We start from the raw sequence: 19,599 nt of genomic DNA on the forward strand, positions 1-19,599 counted from the left end.
AGGCGGCGAAACGAACATCAAACATCGAGCACAATTACCTGGCGCGAACAATCTCGGACGGCGTCAAGACCGAGGGAGGTAATTTAAAAAGCTGGTGGTTCGAACTATTTCGCGACTAGCTGCCATCCTAAGCGCCGCCTACATGCAATTCTTTCACAAAAAAATTGGCATTATTATTATGAAGAAATTCTGTTCAGGAATGCTCTCCAACCATCTGGCGAAGCGACCAACAGCAAATCCTGCCCCGCTGTCTGCAAGGTAAGCGTCCATTTCTTACACGTCGGTCAGACTTTAGCTTTTGACGGGGTCCAATTCCAGGGGAGGAGCTCGCCGAGCTTGGTCATCGGATGGCCGTTGGACATGCGTTCCAACACGTCCTTGAGGTAGGCGAACGGCTCGACGTTATTGAGCTTTGCGGTGGCTAGCAGCGAAGCGACGACTGCCCAGCGGGCCGCGCCGCCGTCGGATCCGGCGAACAGATGGTTCTTGCGCCCGAGCGCGATGGGCCGGATGGCGCGCTCGACCGGGTTATTGTCGAGTTCGATGCGGCCGTCGTCGAGGAATCGGGTGAGGGCTGGCCAGCGCGCCAGCGCATAACGAATGGCCTCGGCGAGGGGGCCGGCGGGTGGAACGCGGCCAAGCTCCATCTCGAGCCAGGGCTTCATCATGTCGATGAGTGGCCGGGCGCGGGTGTTACGCACATGGCGACGTTGCTCTGCCGTGCGGCCCCGGATCGAACCCTCGATCGCATAGAGTTCGGCGATCCGCCGCAAGGCCTCGGCGGCGATCGGTGAACCGGTCGCTTCGTGCAGGTCGTAGAACTTGCGTCGTGCGTGGGCCCAGCACGCTGCCAGCACGATGTCGCCCGGCGCGGTCAGCCGCTCGAAGCCAGCATAGCCGTCGACTTGCAGCACACCACGGAAGTCCTGGAGATGAGCGGCAGGACGCTCTGCCTTGCGATCCGGACTGTAGAAGTAGACGGCGGCCGGCGGTTCGGGCCCGGACCATGGTCGATCGTCGCGCGCATAGACCCACAACCGACCGGTCTTGGTGCGGCCGCGGCCGGGATCGAGCACCGGGATCGGCGTGTCGTCAGCAAACAGCTTGGTCGATCCAAACACATGGGCTGCGAGGCGGGCCTGCAGCGGCTCCAGCCACCAACAAGTGCCGCCCACCCAGTTCGCCAGGGTCGAGCGGTCGATCTCGACGCCGTGCCGGGCGAAGATTTGGCTCTGCCTGTAAAGCGGAAGGTGATCGCAGTATTTGGCGACCAGGACATGGGCGAGAAGACCGGGACTGGCGAGGCCCTTGGCAATCGGACGCTCCGGGGCGGGCGCCTGATGAATAGTCCCGCAGGCCCGGCAGCCATAGCGCGGCCGGCAGATGCGGATGACTCGAAGCCGCGCGGGCACATGATCGAGCATCTCGCTGACGGTCTCGCCGATCACATGCAGTTCACCGCCGCAGCACGGGCACGCTTGATGCTCGAGATCGAGCCGCATGTCCTCGCGGGGCAGATGGGCCGGCAGGCTTGGTCGATCGGGCCGCGATCTCGGCGTCTTGACCGTCGTTGATGGAAGCGTGGCTTCGACCCGCGCGATATCGGCGTGGAGGTCTTCAAAACCGAATTGCAACTGGTCGTCATCCAGCCGTTCGGCACGCCGACCAAATTGGCTGCGCTGTAGCCTCTGAACGATGAGCCGGAGGCGTTCGATCTCCGCCTGCGCTTCGGTGAGGCTGGCGCGTTCGGTCGCGAGCGTCCGGACGATCCGCTGCAGCGTCTCTACATCATCTGGCAAGGCGGCAAGATCGATGTCCATGAGCCGGAAGTTTACGCCGACTCGCGCGCTTCCTCACCGAACAACATGCCCGTGAGTCAATCGGCCGCAGTGATCATCCCGCCACAGCCGGTCGCCACTGCCGCTCGGGTGCGCGCCAGTCGACGCCGTCAATCAGCATCGACAACTGCGCCGAGTTCAGCATCAGCGTCCCACCCGGGTCGACGTTCGACGGCCAGAGGAATACGCCGTGCTCGAGCCGCTTGGTGAAGAGGCAAAGGCCGGTGCCATCCCAGAACACAATTTTGATGAGGTTGGCCTTCCGACCCCGGAACACGAAGAGATGGCCCGAGAAGGGATCCTGCCGCAGCACGCCCTGGACCAGCATCGCGAGGCCATTGATGCCCTTGCGCATGTCGATATAGCCGAAGGCCAGGTGCACCTTCACGCCCGCAGGAAGCAGCGTCATGATGTGTGCTCCTCGGTGGGCGGGGTCGCATCCACAATCTCTACCGCCACGAACAGCGGTGCCACCTGAGTCAGGTCCTGCTTCCAACGGAACAGGACACGCGCCGCGATCCCATAGCTGCGCGCTACCTCCGACAGGCTGGCGCCCGGGCGCCCCGTCTCCTCGACGATCCGGCGTTTATCGACCTCGCTAAACGTCCGCCTGCGGCCCTCGCGGGCCGGCGGCACGATCGGGCCTGGGAGGTCGTAAGTCATATGACTAAGGCTATGACTAACGCTATGACCAAGGGTATGACTTAAGCCCCGGCGCCGGTAGAGCAGTTTGCGGACCGGTGGCTGCGGCTCGGCTTTGAACCTCGCTCGCCAGTTGCCGAAAGCCTTCAGCGGAATCCCGTGTGCCTCGCAATACTCCCGCTGATTCAACGCACTCTGCTGCCACGTCTCATGGTGCTTGCGCCAGAAAGCCTCGCCGTAACGCTCACGGGTTCGGAATTTGTCGGACATCTCGTCGTCCTCACTTTTAAAATTTGTCGGTGAGAACAGATCGCGTCCGAACCTTAAAGAGACAAGTGTGTGAGAAATGGACGCTTACTCTGCAAGGCGGCCATCCCTGATGAGTCCAAACAAATCCCTGATCACACGACGGAAATTCCCTGTTAGGCGAAACGCTGAGAATTGGCTAACCGACGGAATCTACGAGCTTAATGGCCTTTTCGAGCGGTCCAAAGTCGCAGAATCGCGAAATTTTCCCAGTTAATTCCCTGATAACAGGGAAAAACAGGCCGAGACCGGTTCGTATCTGACTGCTTCCACCGCCAATAAGTCGACGCATCATTTTGATGTTACTTTGTAATTTTAAAAGTAAATACCACCAGTCCCCAAATCAGTCCCCAAGGCGTGCCTGTATGCTGAGTAGCTTGTAGGGAAGGGCCCAGCGGCCGGGCCTGACGGCGCAGACCCGCGTCGCCGAGACCACCAGAACCAACCAGCGCCGCACCTGCCGAACGTCTCGAGCGTTCGGTCCGAATAAAAGACCTCGATGGTGGCGCCGGTCTGCGGGTGGACGTCGTACAGCGGCTCACGTCCTGCGCGCTTTCCAGGGCCCAGCGCAGGAGTTTGGGGCGACATCACGCTGCCCTCTCGCCCGGCTCGGCAAGGGCCAAGCCGCGCAGGTAGTCAGCAGCCTTGGAGGCCTGACTGCAGGCCGTAAAGAACGCCCGCTTGTCGGCCTTCAGAAGGTCAACCCAGGAGGTGATATAGCCCGCGTTCCGAACGTCACCGTCAAAGCCAAATTCGGCACACAGGAACGCGGCACCCAGTTCCGCAATCAGTTCCTCCGCTGCGTAGTCGCGTGAACCAAACCGGTTCTTTAAGTCCCGATCGAGGCGCGCCTTGTGCCCCGTCCAATGCGTTAGCTCGTGGAACGCCACATTGTAGAAATGATCGGCGCCTTTGAACCCCGCGAATGCCGGCATTGAGATAAAATCCCGGCTCGGGACATAGAACGCCTCGCCATGGCCTTCCCGGATGTCCGCGCCAGTTGAGCGCAGGAAATCATCGGCAAGCCCGTCGCGCGTGTCGGGATTGCGAACGCGGATGGGTTTCCCCGTGCTGATGCTGTCGGGCAGGTTTTCGCACTGGTCGACGTTGAAAACCGTGTATTCACGCATCATAGGGACTAAGCGCGTTCCGGAGCTATCGTCTGTAACGTCGTCCCGAACGTGGAGTTGCTTCACGAAAAAGACCTTCGTGCCACGCTCGCCCTTGCGCACGTTGCCATCCAACTCCAAGGCCTGCTTGAACGTTAAAAAGCGCGGGGTGCGATAGCCGGCCGCCTGCGCCATCCACAACAGAACGACATTGCATCCCGAGTAGGGCCTGTTGCTGACAGCATTGCACGGGGTGTTTGCGCCCGGGGTTGCCGACCATGGCTTGACCCAGGGGGCGGCGCCGGCTTCTAACTCTGCAACAATGCGTGCAGAGACTTCCGCGTAGAGATCGCGTTTCATGACTTGCCTCGCTGTTATGGCTGATGCGACCACGATCGGCCGCATGCCATAGCCGCGTCGGGCAAGGCTCTAGGTTGGGTGCAATTCTACCCCCCGGGGGGCATGGACAGGCCACCCCCGCTCGCGCGCGTGAGACCCACCTCAGAAATATCCCGGGGTCAAAAAGGGCCGTTAAGAAGGTATTAAGGTTTGACGGACGTGCACTATAACCAATGCGTCCCTAACCGTGGCGAGATGTCCAATGAAAAAACCGAGCAAGACAGCCGCCGAACTCGAAGCCTCTATCAAGGTGGAAATGGAGGACATCTGCGATTGGCCTACCGAGATGACGATTTCCGTTCAGCCTGACGGTGACAGTTGGAAGGTGGCCGTTTCGCAAGAAGGATCAGAAGACGACGCCGAACGCCGGGAAATGATCGAGCAAATCGCTGCGCGGCTCAAAGCTGAATATGATTTGAAGGGCTGACTTCGCCCTGCCATCTCTCGGGTCGCCAACGTCGCCAGCAGCAATTCCGACATGTACAGCCGCCCCTAAAATGGCGCATCAGTGACTAGAAGTCTGTCCAAAGCTGAGTGGGACATGTCTGAGTTGCCCGCCAAAAGGCGGACGTGTCTCGATGCCGCAGTGTCTTTTGAGGAGATTGCGTCCCGAGTACGAAAAGAAATGAAAATCATTCGTGTCGCGGTCGAACCCTACAGGACGCCAGCACCGGGCGAGCCGAAGAATGCTCGCCAAGCCCTTTTCCTTATTTGTGTCGGCGATGAGACTTGCGACCTTTTCTACAACGGCCGGGATGGGTTACGTGCCCGATACTGGCAAAGCCCGGATCACGGCTTTGGCGCTACCAGGTATCTAATCGGCAATTTGATGTCGTCGCTCATTTCATTTGCAGAGAACAATGTCCCGATCCCTGTCGGAAAAGCCGCCCCAATGGCATCGGAGGAAATCAAGGCGTCGTTGGATGCGCCGTCCGCAAAAATCTGGCCGCGGGAGCGGGACGACAATGGCAACTCGCTTCTGGCTGATCATCAACTCTTGGTGTTGCGCTGGGAGGAGAACGAACCGCACGCGTCGATCAATAAGGGCATGTGGCGTCGAACTCCGAGAGGCGGCGAGTTAGAGATCAAAGGTGGGATACTGGGGCCCGACGGGACTGAATATATACCGACGGGCAAGAGGGACCGTTCCTGTCAAATCCATCACTTTGGCTTCACCTAGAGGTTGTCCGATCGGGCAAGGTGGCAAGGTAAAACCCTCGAACCCGACGAACACCAAGGCGGTGCGAGCGTATCCAGCCGGTTTGCTTTCGTCTTAGAACGGGGTTGAACGGGACGTCTGCGGAAGTTGTGGTGATCATTCGTCAATCATATGGACTGTTGAGAGCTTGCTAACCACCGCTGTTAAGCGTTTCGTCGGTCGTATCTGCGATGTTGTGGAAACACGGGCACCAAGACTCGACAGGGAAGGCTACCAGAAGCTCAGGCATCCAAGTGCCTGAGCTTCTTGCTTACTGGAATAACGATGGCGAAAAGAGAGCCGGCGATGCGACAACTGCGCAAGTCGCAAAGGAGCCATTGAGCGCGACGCAGTGGTCAGGGTTTTTCCCGCCGTTACCCCAAATCTCCTAAACATGATCTGCGCAGCGACTGTGCTGGCTACGGTCCTCGCGGTTCCCCGGTTCAAGTAACGGTGACATGGTGTGATGGTGTTATAGGTAAGGCTAGTTTGCTGTTGCATGGCGGTCGGGTTCGAACCAGACGAGCGACAAAGTCTCAGAAATTCTCATGGAGTGGGTTGGTGAAAACAATCTCTTTTGAGCAGCTCTCCACTTCCGATCTTTACGTCGATGCACGTTACGAAGGGGGCCGGTCCGGTAACGCTGGTGACGATCCGCTTCCACGGCTGCTTCGCGTTGATAGCCAGGGTGGCTTTCGCTACCGCGGCAAGGTGACGGGCAAGCTCCACCTGCTCGTCCTGACCTCAAGTCTCGCCGACGCGGACTGGCCGGACTCGCTCGATCGCGAGACCGGCGTATTCACCTATTACGGTGACAACAAGAAGCCCGGCCGTGAACTCCACGATACTGGCCGCGATGGCAATCTCATCCTGCAGAAGATATTTACCGCGGCTCGTTCCGGGGTGGAGGGACGGAGTGAGGTACCGCCTACGTTCATCTTCAGCGGGGCGCGCAATTGGCGCGACATGGACTTCCTCGGACTGGCAGTGCCGGGTGCATCAGACCTGGACTCGTCAGAGGAGCTGGTTGCGATCTGGCGAACGGCGGGAGGTCAGAGATTCCAGAACTATCGCGCCAGGTTCACAGTGCTGAATGCGTCGGTCATTTCCCGAGCGTGGATAGACAGTCTGATTGCGGGAAAGCCCGATGACGCGGTTGCTCCGGACGCTTGGCAGACATGGGTAAAGACCGGCCGTCGTCGAGCGCTCATGTCGACGCGCTCTCTGGAGTATCGGCCCAAGATAGAACAGCTGCCCGCGGACAAGGACGGCGAGGCCATGGTCCAGGTTATCCGGGACCATTTCAGGGAAAGTCCTCACGCTTTCGAACACTGCGCTGCCGCCATCGTGCGGTTCATGATGCCGGATGTGGTGGCGCTGGACGTAACGCGGCCCTCTCGTGACGGCGGACGCGACGGTATCGGCCAGCTTCGCGTCGGCACCGGGCCGAGCGGCATCCTTGTCGATTTTGCTCTGGAAGCGAAGTGCTACTCGTCGTCAAACTCGGTCGGGGTCCGGGAGATGTCGCGCCTCATTTCCCGGCTCAGACATCGTCAGTTCGGTGTTCTTGTTACCACCAGCTGGGTTGATCTGCAGGCCTACAAAGAAATCAAGGAAGACGAGCACCCGATCGTCGTCGTTTCCGCTGCTGACATTGTCGATCTGCTTCGCAGAAACGGGAAAGGTAGCGCTGCGATAGTCGCCACCTGGCTAGCCGAGGAATTCCCCAAAGCCACCTAGGAAATGGTCCCGGCTTCCGCCGCCGCGGTGCCTGCGATCACGCCGGCACTCTGACACGCCTGAAAAGCCTCAAGCGCGGGCTTGGCCTGTCTAGCAGATGGCTTCTTGTCCCAACCTCCGGCGGCGTAGCTGGCGAGCGTTCGACAGATGGCTGCGACCTTCCAGTGGACCACACCTGCTTTGTACCCTCGCTCCGCGACCTCAAGCCACGTTGCCGCGTTGATGCTCATGCACCGCGCGATCCGCTCATAGTCGGCAACCGAATGGGCTCTGGGTTGCGCTGTTGCGGCTTTGTCGCCGTCGGCTACACCGGCATAAGACAGCTCCGGCGGGAGAGGGTCAGAAAGCGCAGGCAACCGGTTCACGATATCCAGCCAGCACTCCTCTTTCTTGAACCATTCGCTTGGATTTTTCTGGCCGGCGGATTGGCGCAGAAGCGCGTCGATCTGCGGAGCCCAGGCCTCGACCAGCCTCTCAAGCTCGGCGCTGACGGACTGGCGGGACCACAGCCCCTCGAAGTCGATGCGGCCTCCGGTCTTCTGAGCCAGACCGGAGACCACGTAGGCCGTGATCTGCGCGCCGTAGGCAGGAAATTTCATGGCCCGGATCTTCTTCTCCGCGGCGCGATAGAAAATGGCTTTTGCAACGAGCCGCTTGAACCAGGCCGTGTCCGGCGGCGGCGGCGCGGCGTCCTTCATCCGCTGCATGAAGTGCTGGAAGTTCTTCTGTCCGCCCAGGCAGACCCGGTACGGTAGACCGTCCCAGGCGGTCAGATAGCGGGCCACATCAAGCTTGCTGAGCCGCCGCTGCTTGGGGGTCTGTGCGCGGAATGTCTGCTGGTCGGACTTCCGGTAGGCTGCCTTCGCCTCCGCGGCCAGGTAGGAACCTCGGGCGCGTTCGTAGAACCAGCGCCCCTTACCGTCGTCGAGCCAGGTGTTGTTCGCCAGCGTCTCGATCAGCTGGTGCCAGGGATCGCCGGCTGAGAAGTCCGCGAGTTGGACGGTATTCTGCCGGTTTGCAGCTCGTGAGATGGAAGCAACCATCTCGCTCAGGTCGGCACCGCCAACCTTGATGATCTTGATAGGAACGGCAACGTTTCCAAGATTGAGGCCGTCCTTGCGACGCGCCCGGTGGAGTGAGGCGGTCGTCTGTCCGCCATTGACGATCTGCAGGCCCTTGAGCGACTTGATTGACGGCCGTCCGGCCCGATCGTTCACGATCTCAAGGTCATCGACCGTTGCAACGATGCCGTTGTTGTAGGCCAGAAACATTGATGGTTGGTCGGCGATGGTGCGTCTGAGTTCTGAGTTGACACTCTTTCGACCCTGAAGGCCCAGAAACGCACGCACGTTCAATTCGAGCAGACGCACGCCATAGCGGTCATAGATGCGTGAAAGTGCCTCGCCGGGCAGCACAGAAAGATAAGCGTCATACTCTCCTGTCTGACTGGGAACGTGCAGACAGGGGACAGGAGCGCCTGTCAGAGCCTGCAGGTCGACGGTGATGTCGGTGCGCGTCTCGCCGCCGCCAAGGATTCTCTGCAGCCGCGCGATATCGTAGGTGTCAAACTCGACCTTGCGATCCCGCCAGTCGGTTGATCCGGTCGTCTTGTCGACCATGCCGTTCGTGAGCAGGATGATCTTGACGCTTCCAAGCGTCGGCCCCTGAGCCTCGATGAGTCTCGCAAGGTCGCTGGCGTCGCTGTTGGAAGGTTCAAGCTGCGCGGCAAGACCTTCAATGGAGGCGTTCACGAAACGGATGGCACGCTCGAAGGCGCGCGTCACTTCGGCCTGGGGTACCCGGGTCGGCGGAAGATCCTCACGGTAGATCGTGGTGAACAGCTCGAGCCGGGAGCGCTCCTCGTCGAACGAGTAGCCATCAATGCGATAGATCGCATTTCTGACGCGCCCCTGCTGAAACAGCGGGAAAGTGCCTACCAGATGTCCGGCTTCTTCAAGGCGCTCAAGGATCAGCTCTGTAAATATCTCCTGGGAGAACGGCGTATCAGCCGACAATGCGTCTTCTACTTCACCGGAGAGTTCTTCGGCGAATTTGGCAACTGCATCGTCAGTCATTGGCGCCTCCCTCGACAAACGCATCAAGGGCGGCGGTCGTGTCAGCGGCAAAGGCTGCGATGGCTCGAACTTCAAGCATATAGGTTGCTTCGGTGATGGCTACCGGCAGAGCCGCACGGCTCAGGCGAGGAAAGGCTTCAGATATGGAATAGGCGTCGATGGAACGCTGCTGAACTTTCGGTGTGAACCTCGCTGCATCGTCATCCGGCATCAGACCGCGCCGTAGAAGTGCATTCTCGAATGCACGGCGCGAAGCGTCATTCGGAAGGATGCTGCTGATCGCGATTAGGATGTCTCGCAGACACCGGGCGCTGGGTACCTCGACAAGCCTGACATGAAGCAGGTCAAGCCGGCGAAGGCCTGTTACGTCAAGCTGGTCGAGCGCCGAGATCGTGATTAAAGACGAAGGCCCGAGTCCGGCCTTTACTTCGAGCGCATGACCGTTGCTCTCAAAGTCGTGCAGGCCATCGTTGGGCGATTGCCAGGTTGCCAGGACGTAAGGGTCGGCAGCGAGCAGCTGCTCCAGAACAAGAAGCTCACCTATCAGGCCGATCGTTTCCGATCGTGAAAGTCCATCGCGTCTGTCTCGAAGAAACTGTCTCCAGGCATCCAGGCGTGCGAGAAACTGTTCCAACGCGTCCGCTGTCCCGGCTCGTGCCGCGGCCGACACAACATCTGCGCAGATGGTAGAAAAGAGGTCGCGTCTGCCACTGTCCTCCAGGGACAGAACGAGAAACGGTCCAGACTGGTCGGGGACGGTGCTCAGTCGCATTCCGCCAAGTTCGAACAGAGCCTCGGGAGCAGGGGTGGTCTGGAGCATCAGGCAAGGTGCACTGTCGCTGGCTCGCATCCCGGCAAGGATGTCCAGCGGCACTTCCGTCGAGATCAGCTTCGTCCTGAACTGACGTGCAAGAGGCGCTGTCCTCGCCAGTTCGTCCCACGCACCATTGAGCGCTTCCAGCCAAGTCATCATGACTCCTGGCGCTGTTGGACGCTGTTGATGAGGTATACGCGGGAATCTGCTGCATCGCTGTCCGGGAAGCTGACGACGACGCTGATGACGGGACGGTTGGTAGGCTCAACCCCAGCCTTGTCCGGATCGATGGGATAGATGATCAGAAGGCCGTTCTGCGGGCGCCCGCCGCGAACCTTGCGAATGAACTCGCCGGACGGCACGTTGGTCTCGGAGTCAGTACGGGATTTTCTTTCCCGGTTCGTTCTGAAGAGTGCCTCTTCAAATTCGGAATCGGTCAGATCAATCGCCTGATCCAGGGGGCTGAGGGTCGTACCGATGATGAATCGATCGTCTGGTGATTGCTGACCGTTTCGCGGCTTCCTTGGGTTACGAAGAACGCATTTGCGTCGGCGGCCTGCAAGGTCGACTTCCTTTTCGCTGCCGGTGGCAAGAAACACGGTCCAGTCGGTCAGTTCCGGGGGCTGCATGGCCAGCTGGCCGTTGATGAAGGTCGAGAGCTTGTTTCCATCCACCTGCTGACTTTCCGGCGGGAAGGTCAGATTCTTCAGGTATTCGGCAACTTCTCTGCCAGCCACGCCAGTCCAGAGAGTGCCGTCAGCTCTCGTATCCCCCACGCCTGGTCGTCGCGGATTGTCTGTCCCGGCACCAAGGCGTGATAAGAAGTCGTCGGAGATTGCCGCGTTGCGGTCGACGGTCGGGCGGTCGCGAAACATGACGGTCTGCACCTTGCCTTCGCCGGCATAGCTGCTCTGACGAAGTTCGGCGTGTCGCTGTTTGTTCTTCGCGGTCACTTCCAGAATGTCGTGAACGGCGATCTTGAGCCCGAAATCCTTCGGGGTGGCATTCATCTGGGCCATTTCGAAGAACTGCGCCCGCAGTTCCTTCTGGGCCGTCGCGACATAGCGGAACCAGTCTTCCATATCAGGGGTCGTGAACAAACGGCACAGGTCAGCAAAGCCACGGCGGTAGCCGAACCAGCGGCCCATCTGGAGGAGACTGTCGTACTGGCGCGAGACGCGCAGAAAATAACTGACCGAAAGCCCCTCAAGGGTCAGACCGCGCGAGAGCTTGTCGCCACCTACTGCAATGACCGAATAGCCGGTGTCCTTGTAGGCATCGTAGTCGATGTCTGCCTTCGTTTTGCCGTTCGCCGTGATGACCTGGATTTTGTCGGAGCTTTCAGCGAGGGTTTCCGCAACCTGATCCCATGTCACGGGAATCGTATTTCGCCCGTACACGGTGGACCGGACTGCTTCCGTTGTCGGAAGATAGTCTGATTCCCACACGGCCTTCAGGCGCTGCATGGTTTCGCGATCACCGTTGGAAATCATCGCGCGCGTTTCGCGCACGTACTTCTCGACCTGACGGTGGACCTCACCGTGAACATCGACAAAACGTGAGACGTGAACGAGCATCGAGTTGTGTTCGCGCTCCTGTCCTCGCGCCGCACGGGCGGCGCAGGTCAGGAGAAAGGCGTCGATGGCTTCCTCCAGACTTGGCGGGATGATATCCTGATTGTTGAAGCGCGGTCTGAGATACTTGTCGTGCGGATACGGTATCCAGTCCTCCAATGTCTGATCTATGGGCCGGACCAGGGGCAGGCCTGGATTGTCTGCGTCATCGTTGGTGCCGAAGACAGCGGCTGGGCCGAAATAATCATCTGGCGGCGTAAGGGAAACGATGAAGGTCGATGGAAAGAGGTCTGGCCCGAAGTCGTTTGCCTGCCGCTCATCGTGAATGAGGATGTTCGCAAAGGGCGTCGCCGTGTAACCCACATATACTCTGCGATCGAATGACATCAGCAGGCGTCTGATTTCTCCGTTGACGCGCTTCGGATCGTAGTCCTGCTCGAATGTCCCATCCTCCAGAATAGGCTGGTCGCCGGTATCAACCGACGCCTGGTCGGACTCGTCGTCGATGACGAGGACCGGCGCCGCTTTTGCAGGTCCGGGCAGCCGTGCAATCCAGTTGTTCAGGTTCTCAAGAACCTTTGCGTTCTTCTTGACGATGAACAGGCAAGGCTGACTGACAGGTGAAAAGTTGAGCTGGTCAGCTGCACGTTGATTGAAGTCGCCATTCGGATCAGCCATCGTGAGACTGTCGACGGTAAGCTGGGGATTGAAATTACCGACCCCGATGATGCGCAGAGGCTGATTGGGCTGACGCGTCTTGGGATTCGTGTCGTAGCCGAGAAAATCCTTGTCGAAACGCTTCTGGGTCTGCAGACGCAGTATCTTGTGCATGCCGGCAAGCACGATGATGATGCGGTAGCCCGCATCCGCCGCACGGTTCACGACCCCGGCATAGCTGGCCGTCTTTCCTGACTGCACGTCGCCGACAACAAGCCCTCGCCAGTCCCAGCTTCCCGGGCGCTCCGGGTCGTCCATGACCTCCAGAATTCTTGCGGTGCTTTCCTGAAGCCGCTGAATCGATTCGACAGGCCAGCCATCTTCCTCCAGCTTGTAAAGGTAGCGTTGCATGAATGGGCCTGGCTGACGACGTCCTCCAAGATACCAGGGGGCAGGTCTTTCCTTGTCCTGCAACGCCAGCGCCGGACCCTGCTCTGTCACGAAGATGGTCCAGAGCATCCGTTCGGCAGCCTCCTTCTGCTCGGCAGTAACGGCCTGCCTGGTCATCAACGTGAACGTCTGAGCGTCCAGGTCCACAATCTTGGCGATGCCCTCCCGATTGATTACCTCGCCGGATTCCTTCTGAACCTGCAGGATTTTTCTCGCTCTGAGCGCGAGCGCTTCAACGATGTCCGTCACGTCGCTTGCCCCATCTTGCGCACGAGTTCCGCTCTTAGCTTCGTCAGGTCGCCGGGAAGATTGACGAGAAGCATGTCTGCACGCTGATCAGGGGTCATGGATGCTGGCAGAACTTTGCCAAGTTCGAGCAGCTGATTGCCCAGCTGCGCAATCTCGTCCGCATCCATTGGCGGTGATGCGGTAGCTTCGGTTTCGGATACGTCGAGCCAGATACGCTCAATCGGTACGCTTCTTTCAATGATCGACAGGACAGCATTCAGAGGACGAGCGTCTCCTGCGCTGTCTCGGCAGGCCGCTATTACAGGATGGTCGCGATTGATCCTGTACTGAAGTCCTCTCGGCCCTTTCAGGGCCAGCCAGACCGTAGGCGCAGTGTGTGGCACCCCACGCGCGCGAGAGCCCTGACCTCGGAACGCAAAGACTTCACGGGCCTCCTGACGACAGCGGCCGCCAATGGCTGTCAAGCGTGCTCGGAGTGCGCCGGGCGGACGTGCCTGAGATTTACGGACATCGATGCGCCAGTCTCTGTCCAGGTCAGTGGGAAGATCAACCTCGATACGAGCCAGACGGCTGGCTTCGTCCCGGGTCCACGTGCGGACGCCACCGAGGCCCAGCCAGCTGCCTGCGACGAGCAGCCGTTTTCCGCGATAGACGTAGAAGCCTTGACGCGCTCCCCAGCCGCCGGGACCTCCGGCGGCCTCATAGTCCGCTTCGTTTGCATATCGATCGCGGTGCGGGAGCACATAGGGTCTGATGGTCAAGGCGGAGCCCGCATGGCGAACCCGTTCCGAATGCAGCTCCCGCGTCGAAGGATGCCCGGTCTGAAACGGGTCCCAGGCTTTTATCGGACGCCCATTGAGGATGATCTCAAGCCTAGTTGCATCACCGTTGATGAACCGATGGAAGACCATGCCGAGGTGGGCGCGGATGTCCTCAAGGCGAAGGTAGAAGGTCTTCTTCTCAAGTCCCGACAGGCCTCCCAGGGAGTCCATGCGATCCCACAGAACGAGGGTGCCATGTTCGAGCTGGAGCAGCTTGGTGGCCAGAGGGTGCTGTGGCAACGCTGCCGAAACGGTCGCGAACCATCCACGCTTCGCAATCTCGTCAACGTCCAGGACCAGGGCTGATGTTTTGCTGGCTGTCCTGCTGATGATTGTAAGCTGGCGACACTGGGACAGCGACGCCGTCTTCAGCCCCAGTCCGAACCTGCCCAGATCGCTGGCCGTCCGCGTAGAATTTGGACCCGTCCCTCCGAAGCGCAGCGCCTCGGCCAGCGTGAGGCGATCCATGCCGTTGCCGTTATCGAGCAGCGCGGCCTGCGGATGGCCGTTGTTCCACTCGAGTTCAAGTTTCAATGGTTGCGGCCTCTGCCGCAATGCTGTTGTCGATCAGGTCGGCGATTGCCGTTTCTGGCGAGTAACCGAGACCCCTGAGGGACTCCACAAGAGCTGCTGCCGACGGAGTGATTTCGACGGGCCGTTCTTTTGCCATCCCTAGGCAACCTGACGATCATCAGTCTGATCTGCGGACTGTGCTGCCTGATTCAGCTGCTCGCGAACGACCCGGGCAACAGCCAGGCCCAGCAGCGGTGGCACTGCATTCCCGATCTGCCGGAAGGCCGCATTCATCGCGCCTGCAAAGACAAAACCATCGGGAAATGACTGGAGGCGTGCAGCTTCGCGGACGGAGACGGTCCGGCATTGCCGACTGTCATAATGGATGTGAGAATAGGTGTCCTTGCCCATGTGAGCCGTCAGCGTCCGTGACGGCTTCGCGGGATCAAGCTTCCACCACTTGTTCGGGAATTTTTCGGGGTCGTAAGGCGGGACCATTTCGGCTCTGAGGTTGCGGTAAACCGTCGAGTTCTTGGAAACGCTGCCCAGCCGCTTTTTGCGAAGAGCCTGCTCGAACATATCTTCGGCGAGCTTCCTCGCCACAGGATAATCGGCGCCATGATCCATGGCTTCAAAAATGGGGAAGTCGCGCGGTGTAAGGCGGACGAGGTGACCGTCCGTACCGGCGTCTCTGGCGAAGCCATCCCAGCTCCGCATCATGCCAGCATATTCCGAGAGCGCCTTCTTGCTCTTGCGATAAGGCAGTTCTTCAGTGAGCTTGCGCCGGCGGATGACCCGAGGGTCGTTGACATGCTCGGTTATGCGAGGGAGGTCTGCGAGCGCCTGCCTCGTCCCCACCGCCGGTTTCAACGTGTCTGACGGTTCGTGAAGCTGGTGGAAGCGCCCGCTGGTCTGATCGACGTGCTTGAGGGCTACGCGTCGCGTCCCCTGATAACCGCTCGGCAGCTCGGCGAAACAAGTGGGCACGGGGAAACTAGGATTCTCTCCAAGACCACAGGCGAGGGCCACGATGAAAAGCCGCTCTCTGATCTGCGGTACGCCGAAATAGGCGGCGTTGAGCAACGTGTAGGCCGTCGAATATCCGGCAGCTTCCAGATGGTCGCAAATCTCCTCCGGCACGTTGTGACCGCCGAAGTTGAGGATGTCTGGAACGTTCTCGATGACGATTGCGAGAGGTTGCGTATCCTCGACGTATTTCAGAAATCGACGATAGAGCGCGGCGCGCGGGTCCTTCTGGAAAGCATCCTCTTCTCCGCCAGACACAGAGCGAAGTTTCGATCGGCCGATGCGGGCAAAGGCTTGGCAGGGCAGACCGGCGGCCAGAACATCAAACGATTCGGCGGTGGCGGTCGGCAGCTCAAGTTCGGCTACCAGCTGATCTGCTGATACGCTTTCCATGTTACGCGGCGCGGCCCAGGGGCCTTCCAGGTCGCGACCGTTGGCGAAGTTGAGCGCGTAGCTCTTTGCTGCTTCGGGATCGATCTCGATGTGGGCAGCAAGCTCGAATCCCGCGGTCTGGAGGCCCAGGGACAAGCCGCCACAGCCGGAACAGATTTCGAGGGCGCGCGGGCTTCCGCCCAAGCGCAGCCGGGCAAGTTTCCTTTGGCGAATCAGCAGCGCATCTGCGGTAATCATCGGCGACCCAGCAATTCCTTCAACTTCTTGCGGAGGCCGTCAGAATCCGTCGTTTCGCACTCCCAAATGACTGCGACGCGCCAACCCATCCCCTCCAGCCCCGTCTGCGCGCTTCTATCTCGTGCCACGTTGTTCTTAAATTTCTCGCGCCAGAATTGTATATTTGATTTAGGCGTATAGCAATAAGGGCAATCCTCATGCCGGTGCCAGAAACAGCCGTGCACGAACAGCGCAAGCTTTCTGCGGGGGAAAACTAGGTCGGGTGATCCGGGAAGGTTCCTGACATGGAGTCTGTACCTGTACCCCAGCCGATGTGCCACGCTCCTGACCAGCAGCTCAGGCTTGGTGCCTTTGCCGCGAATGCGGCTCATCATTTCCGAACGTCGTGCCGGTGAAACAATATCTACCAACATAACCTCATCTGGTCGTTCACTGTACTTGCGTTTGGACTACAGAAAGAAACCGCACTTCTACAGCTTGGTGATCCCGAGCACCCACAACCTGCGTCAGGCCGCGGGCTTCAAGGGAGCTTCGCGGTAATCGTCCGGGGCCATTCCCACACCGAGGGGTAGTTGTCGCCGATGTAAAGGATCGCTTCGTCAGTCAGGCGACCATGGCAAATCATCAAGCGGGCAATAGATTCGTCGGCATCCCGCTGCTTGGCCTGCGCCAGAGATTCGCGGACCTGATCCAGCGTGCGAAGCGGAATACCCTTCTCTTCGGCGGCGTTGTGAATCCAAGTGGTCAAGGTTCAAGCCTCCGCGCGGTTGTCGTACAGAGGAGTTGCGTGCGGCACGTAGGTTGCTCCAGCCCATACGCGACCATTGTAAGAAACGTGGCCCATGACCTCGCCGCGCTCGTCAACGATTTTTGGGGACGGCGTACGGGAAGCGCCTTCGCCCATCTTATCGCGGGCGGCGCAGAACAAGCGAGATGCTTCCTCGAAAGAGGCGATCTGGAACCGCTTGCGGCCGATTTCCAGAAACATGGTCTTGCTTGGGGTCATTTTGCTCTCCATCACCCTCCTTGGCCTTGGGCGTCTTTGAACCTTTTAGCTTCCGCCACAGCTCCAGCAGGTGCTCGCAACTTTCAGCTGACCAGCGATCATTGGCCTGTACCGAGCAAACCATCAAACCATAACATCGCGGTGAGCTGTCCGCGACGGTTACCTCACAAGGTAAGACGATCAAAGGCTCGTGGAGCTTTTGACAACTCTCTACCATGAGGGAATGATAATCAACTTCGCCCGGCGGGCGGCCATAGGTGCCGCGCCCGACTGGCCATAACCCCGCCCAGGTTTGCCAATGGTAGGACTTGAACAAATTGGTGAGATGGCGGGAAAAGCAGCCGCTCTCCCGCGCATCGAGCGATACGAGCTAGATTGCCAGCCTCGCCGCAGGCCAAACTGGACGGCGTCGCAGGGCGAACTGACCGGCTGTGGTTGGATCAATAGATTTTCGAAACTCGCCGATGATGCAGAAACTGCGCATTGTGGATTCGTAAAGCGCAGCGTCTTTTTTGCGGTTGAGCACAAGGAGAGGCGCATAGCCGCTGGCGGACGCGGCGGCAGCGTGCGCGCACTCGGCGTCAGTTCGCCGCAGCGCTGGCCCAGCGTGCCCGACATTCCCGCCATCGCCGAGACCGTGCCGGGATATGAGTCGAGCGTGTTCTACGGCATGTCCGCGCCCAGGGGCACGCCGCCGGAAATCATCGATATCCTCAACAAGGCGGTCAATGTGGCCCTGAAGGATCCGAAGCTGGTGGCGCGGCTGGCCGATCTGAAAATCTGGCGCGGAGTCTATGACGATGGCGTTAGCTTCGGACTGGACACCTTCGTCGAGCGAGCTGATCTTGACTCACAAAACGAGTACAATATTGCCTGTGCCGTCGCCACACTTTGGGGCGGTAAAAGCAGTGAGACATGGTTGCTCGAGCCGGCACCCTTCTGCTTTGGGGATCTCTGCATTTTCGAGCAGCTCGCGATTGATGCCCAAACCGCATCACATAGCCAGGCCACATGGACGATCGTAAATAGCCTGCTGCAGCGTGTTTGTCGTCGCGGCGTGGCTGCAATCATCCTCAAGGCTTTCCCGCTCGAATATGAGGGCAACACAACGAAGGAGAACGAGGCAGCTTTTGAACGCCGGCAGCGTGCTCTCGTTCGACTTTATCAGAGGCGGCTGGGGTTTGAACCTGTATCGGACCCCTCGCTCAATCGCGAAGGCTGGATGCTGAAATTGATCAACGATGGTGCAGAGCCAAAGCGCTTCAAACGGTACTGACAAGCACCCCTCTCTAGACCATCAAACCATGACAGCGCGTACAGCTCGCCGTGATCGTTAAGTGTGATGGTGATATGGTCAAAGGCTATGCCGGTAGTCTGATATCCGCTGTGGGCCCCAAAACGGCCGAAAAGCGAAATAGCGGCATGTCTCAGACGGGCCAGATCCAGATACTGGGAGATCGAAAGCTCGCTCGAACACCGAAACCGGGCATTTGCTGTCGCAGACAATAATAAGATCGCCCCCTATCGGGGATTTCCGCCTTGCCGGCAAGATCTCATCGCGTCTTCTTCGATAACTGCATGCCGAAGTCGCGCAGCAACGCGTTCACCGAGTCGGTGCAATGGAGACGGAGGCAACGCGGACAGCCAAATCGAACGTTACGTGCTCGGCTGCAGACATCAGAACGAAGCGCAAAAATCCGAAGGCACTGTCGCTATTTGGGTCGTACGTAGGCGGCCAGATAGTGAACACCGACGGACCGTTTCCTCTCTCGATTAATTGGATACTCTACAGGTGCGATTTTGCTCTGCCGGTATCCTGGGCCGCACCCAGTTGCCGAGTGACCACTCTGATTGCCGCCTAACACGGATACGCTGTCGACAGTTCTGCTCACGAACATCCCGACATGTCCGTGGACGGGGTCCCCGATATCCGTAAATACACACAAGTCGCCATGCTGAGGTTCGGAGACCGGGTCGCCGTAGTGAAGGAAGCTTTGAGAGGACGCAGGATCGTGCGGAATAGAACGTCCGGCCCGCTTCAAGCAAAAGGAAGTCGTCGCGGCGCACCAAGGCGTGCAATCTCCCGGATATGGAGTCTTTTTATAACCTATCTCATGGAAGAATAAGACGATCAGCGGATTGGCGAAACGCTTCCATCTCTCATTGAAGGCCTCTCCCGTCGAGCCCACATCGTTGATTTGCGATAGCGCTTGCATGATCTCGAAATGGCCCTGCGTAGGCAGGGAGGTCGCAATCCTCTCTGCCTTCGTGATGTCGGCGGGATCGCCGGGGTACGGACCGCGCCGCCCAGGGGAGAAGTAATCCTGGAACGAGTACTCTCGGTAGTCCGGGCTCGGAACCGCGCAGGCAGGGCTCGCTAGCAGCGCCGTGACGCCCGTCATTAACGATCGCCTATCAAGCATGGTCCCTCTTCGGCTCAGTGCAATGGCAACACGGTGGAATTCGTCGGCGGCTTAGAATAAGATGGCGGCCGGGAATCCTGCTGGAATGTAAAAGCACTTCGCATGCCGAATAGACGTTCGCGAACCCCA

The 19,599-nt window shown here is 59.3% G+C and carries 15 protein-coding genes and 1 pseudogene; 4 read left to right on the forward strand and 12 right to left on the reverse strand.

Translation table 11 applies throughout. The annotated features are described in order from the left end of the window. Positions 1-284: 284 nt before the first annotated feature. The 4 genes from tnpC to V1289_RS22180 form a co-directional block, all read right to left on the reverse strand. Positions 285-1,820 (reverse strand): IS66 family transposase, encoded by a 1,536-nt coding sequence (tnpC, locus tag V1289_RS22165; RefSeq protein ID WP_334398836.1) that lies wholly within the window; start codon positions 1,818-1,820, stop codon positions 285-287. Positions 1,821-1,893: 73 nt separating this feature from the next. Then, positions 1,894-2,247: an IS66 family insertion sequence element accessory protein TnpB gene (tnpB, locus tag V1289_RS22170; protein WP_334398837.1), complete on the reverse strand. Its 354-nt coding sequence runs from the start codon at positions 2,245-2,247 to the stop codon at positions 1,894-1,896. Next, a complete protein-coding gene (gene tnpA / locus V1289_RS22175; RefSeq protein ID WP_334398838.1) occupies positions 2,244-2,750 on the reverse strand; it encodes an IS66 family insertion sequence element accessory protein TnpA in 507 nt (168 codons plus the stop codon). Before tnpA ends, tnpB begins: the two co-directional genes overlap by 4 nt. 623 nt (positions 2,751-3,373) lie before the next feature. Further along, positions 3,374-4,255, reverse strand: coding sequence for an ArdC family protein (locus V1289_RS22180; protein WP_334398839.1), 882 nt, complete (start codon positions 4,253-4,255; stop codon positions 3,374-3,376). Positions 4,256-4,496: 241 nt separating this feature from the next. Here V1289_RS22180 and V1289_RS22185 point away from each other — a divergent pair, with 241 nt between their 5' ends. The 3 genes from V1289_RS22185 to V1289_RS22195 all read left to right on the forward strand — a co-directional run bounded on the left by V1289_RS22185 (position 4,497) and on the right by V1289_RS22195 (position 7,232). Continuing rightward, on the forward strand, positions 4,497-4,721 hold the full coding sequence (locus tag V1289_RS22185; RefSeq protein WP_334398840.1) for a hypothetical protein: 225 nt from the start codon (positions 4,497-4,499) through the stop codon (positions 4,719-4,721). Between the two features lie 198 nt (positions 4,722-4,919). After that, positions 4,920-5,474 (forward strand): hypothetical protein, encoded by a 555-nt coding sequence (locus tag V1289_RS22190; protein WP_334398841.1) that lies wholly within the window; start codon positions 4,920-4,922, stop codon positions 5,472-5,474. A 579-nt stretch (positions 5,475-6,053) separates the two neighbouring features. Next, positions 6,054-7,232 (forward strand): restriction endonuclease, encoded by a 1,179-nt coding sequence (locus tag V1289_RS22195; protein ID WP_334398842.1) that lies wholly within the window; start codon positions 6,054-6,056, stop codon positions 7,230-7,232. Here V1289_RS22195 and V1289_RS22200 read toward each other — a convergent pair. The 8 genes from V1289_RS22200 to V1289_RS22235 form a co-directional block, all read right to left on the reverse strand. Continuing rightward, positions 7,229-9,307: an AIPR family protein gene (locus V1289_RS22200; protein ID WP_334398843.1), complete on the reverse strand. Its 2,079-nt coding sequence runs from the start codon at positions 9,305-9,307 to the stop codon at positions 7,229-7,231. The two genes, V1289_RS22195 and V1289_RS22200, sit on opposite strands and share 4 nt — an antisense overlap. Beyond that, complete coding sequence (locus V1289_RS22205) at positions 9,300-10,280, reverse strand: PD-(D/E)XK motif protein (RefSeq protein WP_334398844.1); 981 nt, start codon at positions 10,278-10,280, stop codon at positions 9,300-9,302. Before V1289_RS22205 ends, V1289_RS22200 begins: the two co-directional genes overlap by 8 nt. Next, positions 10,277-13,051: a Z1 domain-containing protein gene (locus tag V1289_RS22210; RefSeq protein ID WP_334398845.1), complete on the reverse strand. Its 2,775-nt coding sequence runs from the start codon at positions 13,049-13,051 to the stop codon at positions 10,277-10,279. Before V1289_RS22210 ends, V1289_RS22205 begins: the two co-directional genes overlap by 4 nt. Further along, positions 13,048-14,406 carry an ATP-binding protein gene (locus V1289_RS22215; protein ID WP_334398846.1) on the reverse strand — a complete coding sequence of 453 codons (1,359 nt, stop codon included), beginning with the start codon at positions 14,404-14,406 and terminating at the stop codon, positions 13,048-13,050. Before V1289_RS22215 ends, V1289_RS22210 begins: the two co-directional genes overlap by 4 nt. A gap of 138 nt (positions 14,407-14,544) precedes the next feature. Beyond that, on the reverse strand, positions 14,545-16,041 hold the full coding sequence (locus V1289_RS22220; protein WP_334398847.1) for a DNA cytosine methyltransferase: 1,497 nt from the start codon (positions 16,039-16,041) through the stop codon (positions 14,545-14,547). Continuing rightward, a complete protein-coding gene (locus V1289_RS22225; protein WP_334398848.1) occupies positions 16,038-16,454 on the reverse strand; it encodes a very short patch repair endonuclease in 417 nt (138 codons plus the stop codon). Before V1289_RS22225 ends, V1289_RS22220 begins: the two co-directional genes overlap by 4 nt. Positions 16,455-16,561: 107 nt before the next feature. Further along, positions 16,562-16,789, reverse strand: coding sequence for a hypothetical protein (locus V1289_RS22230; RefSeq protein WP_334398849.1), 228 nt, complete (start codon positions 16,787-16,789; stop codon positions 16,562-16,564). Between the two features lie 3 nt (positions 16,790-16,792). After that, complete coding sequence (locus V1289_RS22235) at positions 16,793-17,059, reverse strand: hypothetical protein (protein ID WP_334398850.1); 267 nt, start codon at positions 17,057-17,059, stop codon at positions 16,793-16,795. A 541-nt stretch (positions 17,060-17,600) separates the two neighbouring features. On the opposite strand from V1289_RS22235, the pseudogene V1289_RS22240 reads away from it, so the two are divergent. Further along, positions 17,601-17,819, forward strand: a pseudogene (locus tag V1289_RS22240) (tripartite tricarboxylate transporter substrate-binding protein); the annotation flags it as partial. Between the last annotated feature and the right edge of the window lie 1,780 nt (positions 17,820-19,599).

Source organism: Bradyrhizobium sp. AZCC 2289, from assembly GCF_036924615.1.
Classification (GTDB): Bacteria; Pseudomonadota; Alphaproteobacteria; order Rhizobiales; family Xanthobacteraceae; genus Bradyrhizobium.

Coding starts and splice junctions, on each gene's coding strand:
- tnpC (WP_334398836.1), bottom strand. CDS start 1,820: ATGGACATCGATCTTGCCGCCTTGCCAGATGATGTAGAGACGCTGCAG.
- V1289_RS22185 (WP_334398840.1), top strand. CDS start 4,497: ATGAAAAAACCGAGCAAGACAGCCGCCGAACTCGAAGCCTCTATCAAG.
- V1289_RS22205 (WP_334398844.1), bottom strand. CDS start 10,280: ATGATGACTTGGCTGGAAGCGCTCAATGGTGCGTGGGACGAACTGGCG.
- V1289_RS22235 (WP_334398850.1), bottom strand. CDS start 17,059: ATGGAGAGCAAAATGACCCCAAGCAAGACCATGTTTCTGGAAATCGGC.
- tnpA (WP_334398838.1), bottom strand. CDS start 2,750: ATGTCCGACAAATTCCGAACCCGTGAGCGTTACGGCGAGGCTTTCTGG.
- V1289_RS22190 (WP_334398841.1), top strand. CDS start 4,920: ATGAAAATCATTCGTGTCGCGGTCGAACCCTACAGGACGCCAGCACCG.
- V1289_RS22225 (WP_334398848.1), bottom strand. CDS start 16,454: ATGTTGGTAGATATTGTTTCACCGGCACGACGTTCGGAAATGATGAGC.
- tnpB (WP_334398837.1), bottom strand. CDS start 2,247: ATGACGCTGCTTCCTGCGGGCGTGAAGGTGCACCTGGCCTTCGGCTAT.
- V1289_RS22180 (WP_334398839.1), bottom strand. CDS start 4,255: ATGAAACGCGATCTCTACGCGGAAGTCTCTGCACGCATTGTTGCAGAG.
- V1289_RS22220 (WP_334398847.1), bottom strand. CDS start 16,041: ATGATTACCGCAGATGCGCTGCTGATTCGCCAAAGGAAACTTGCCCGG.
- V1289_RS22200 (WP_334398843.1), bottom strand. CDS start 9,307: ATGACTGACGATGCAGTTGCCAAATTCGCCGAAGAACTCTCCGGTGAA.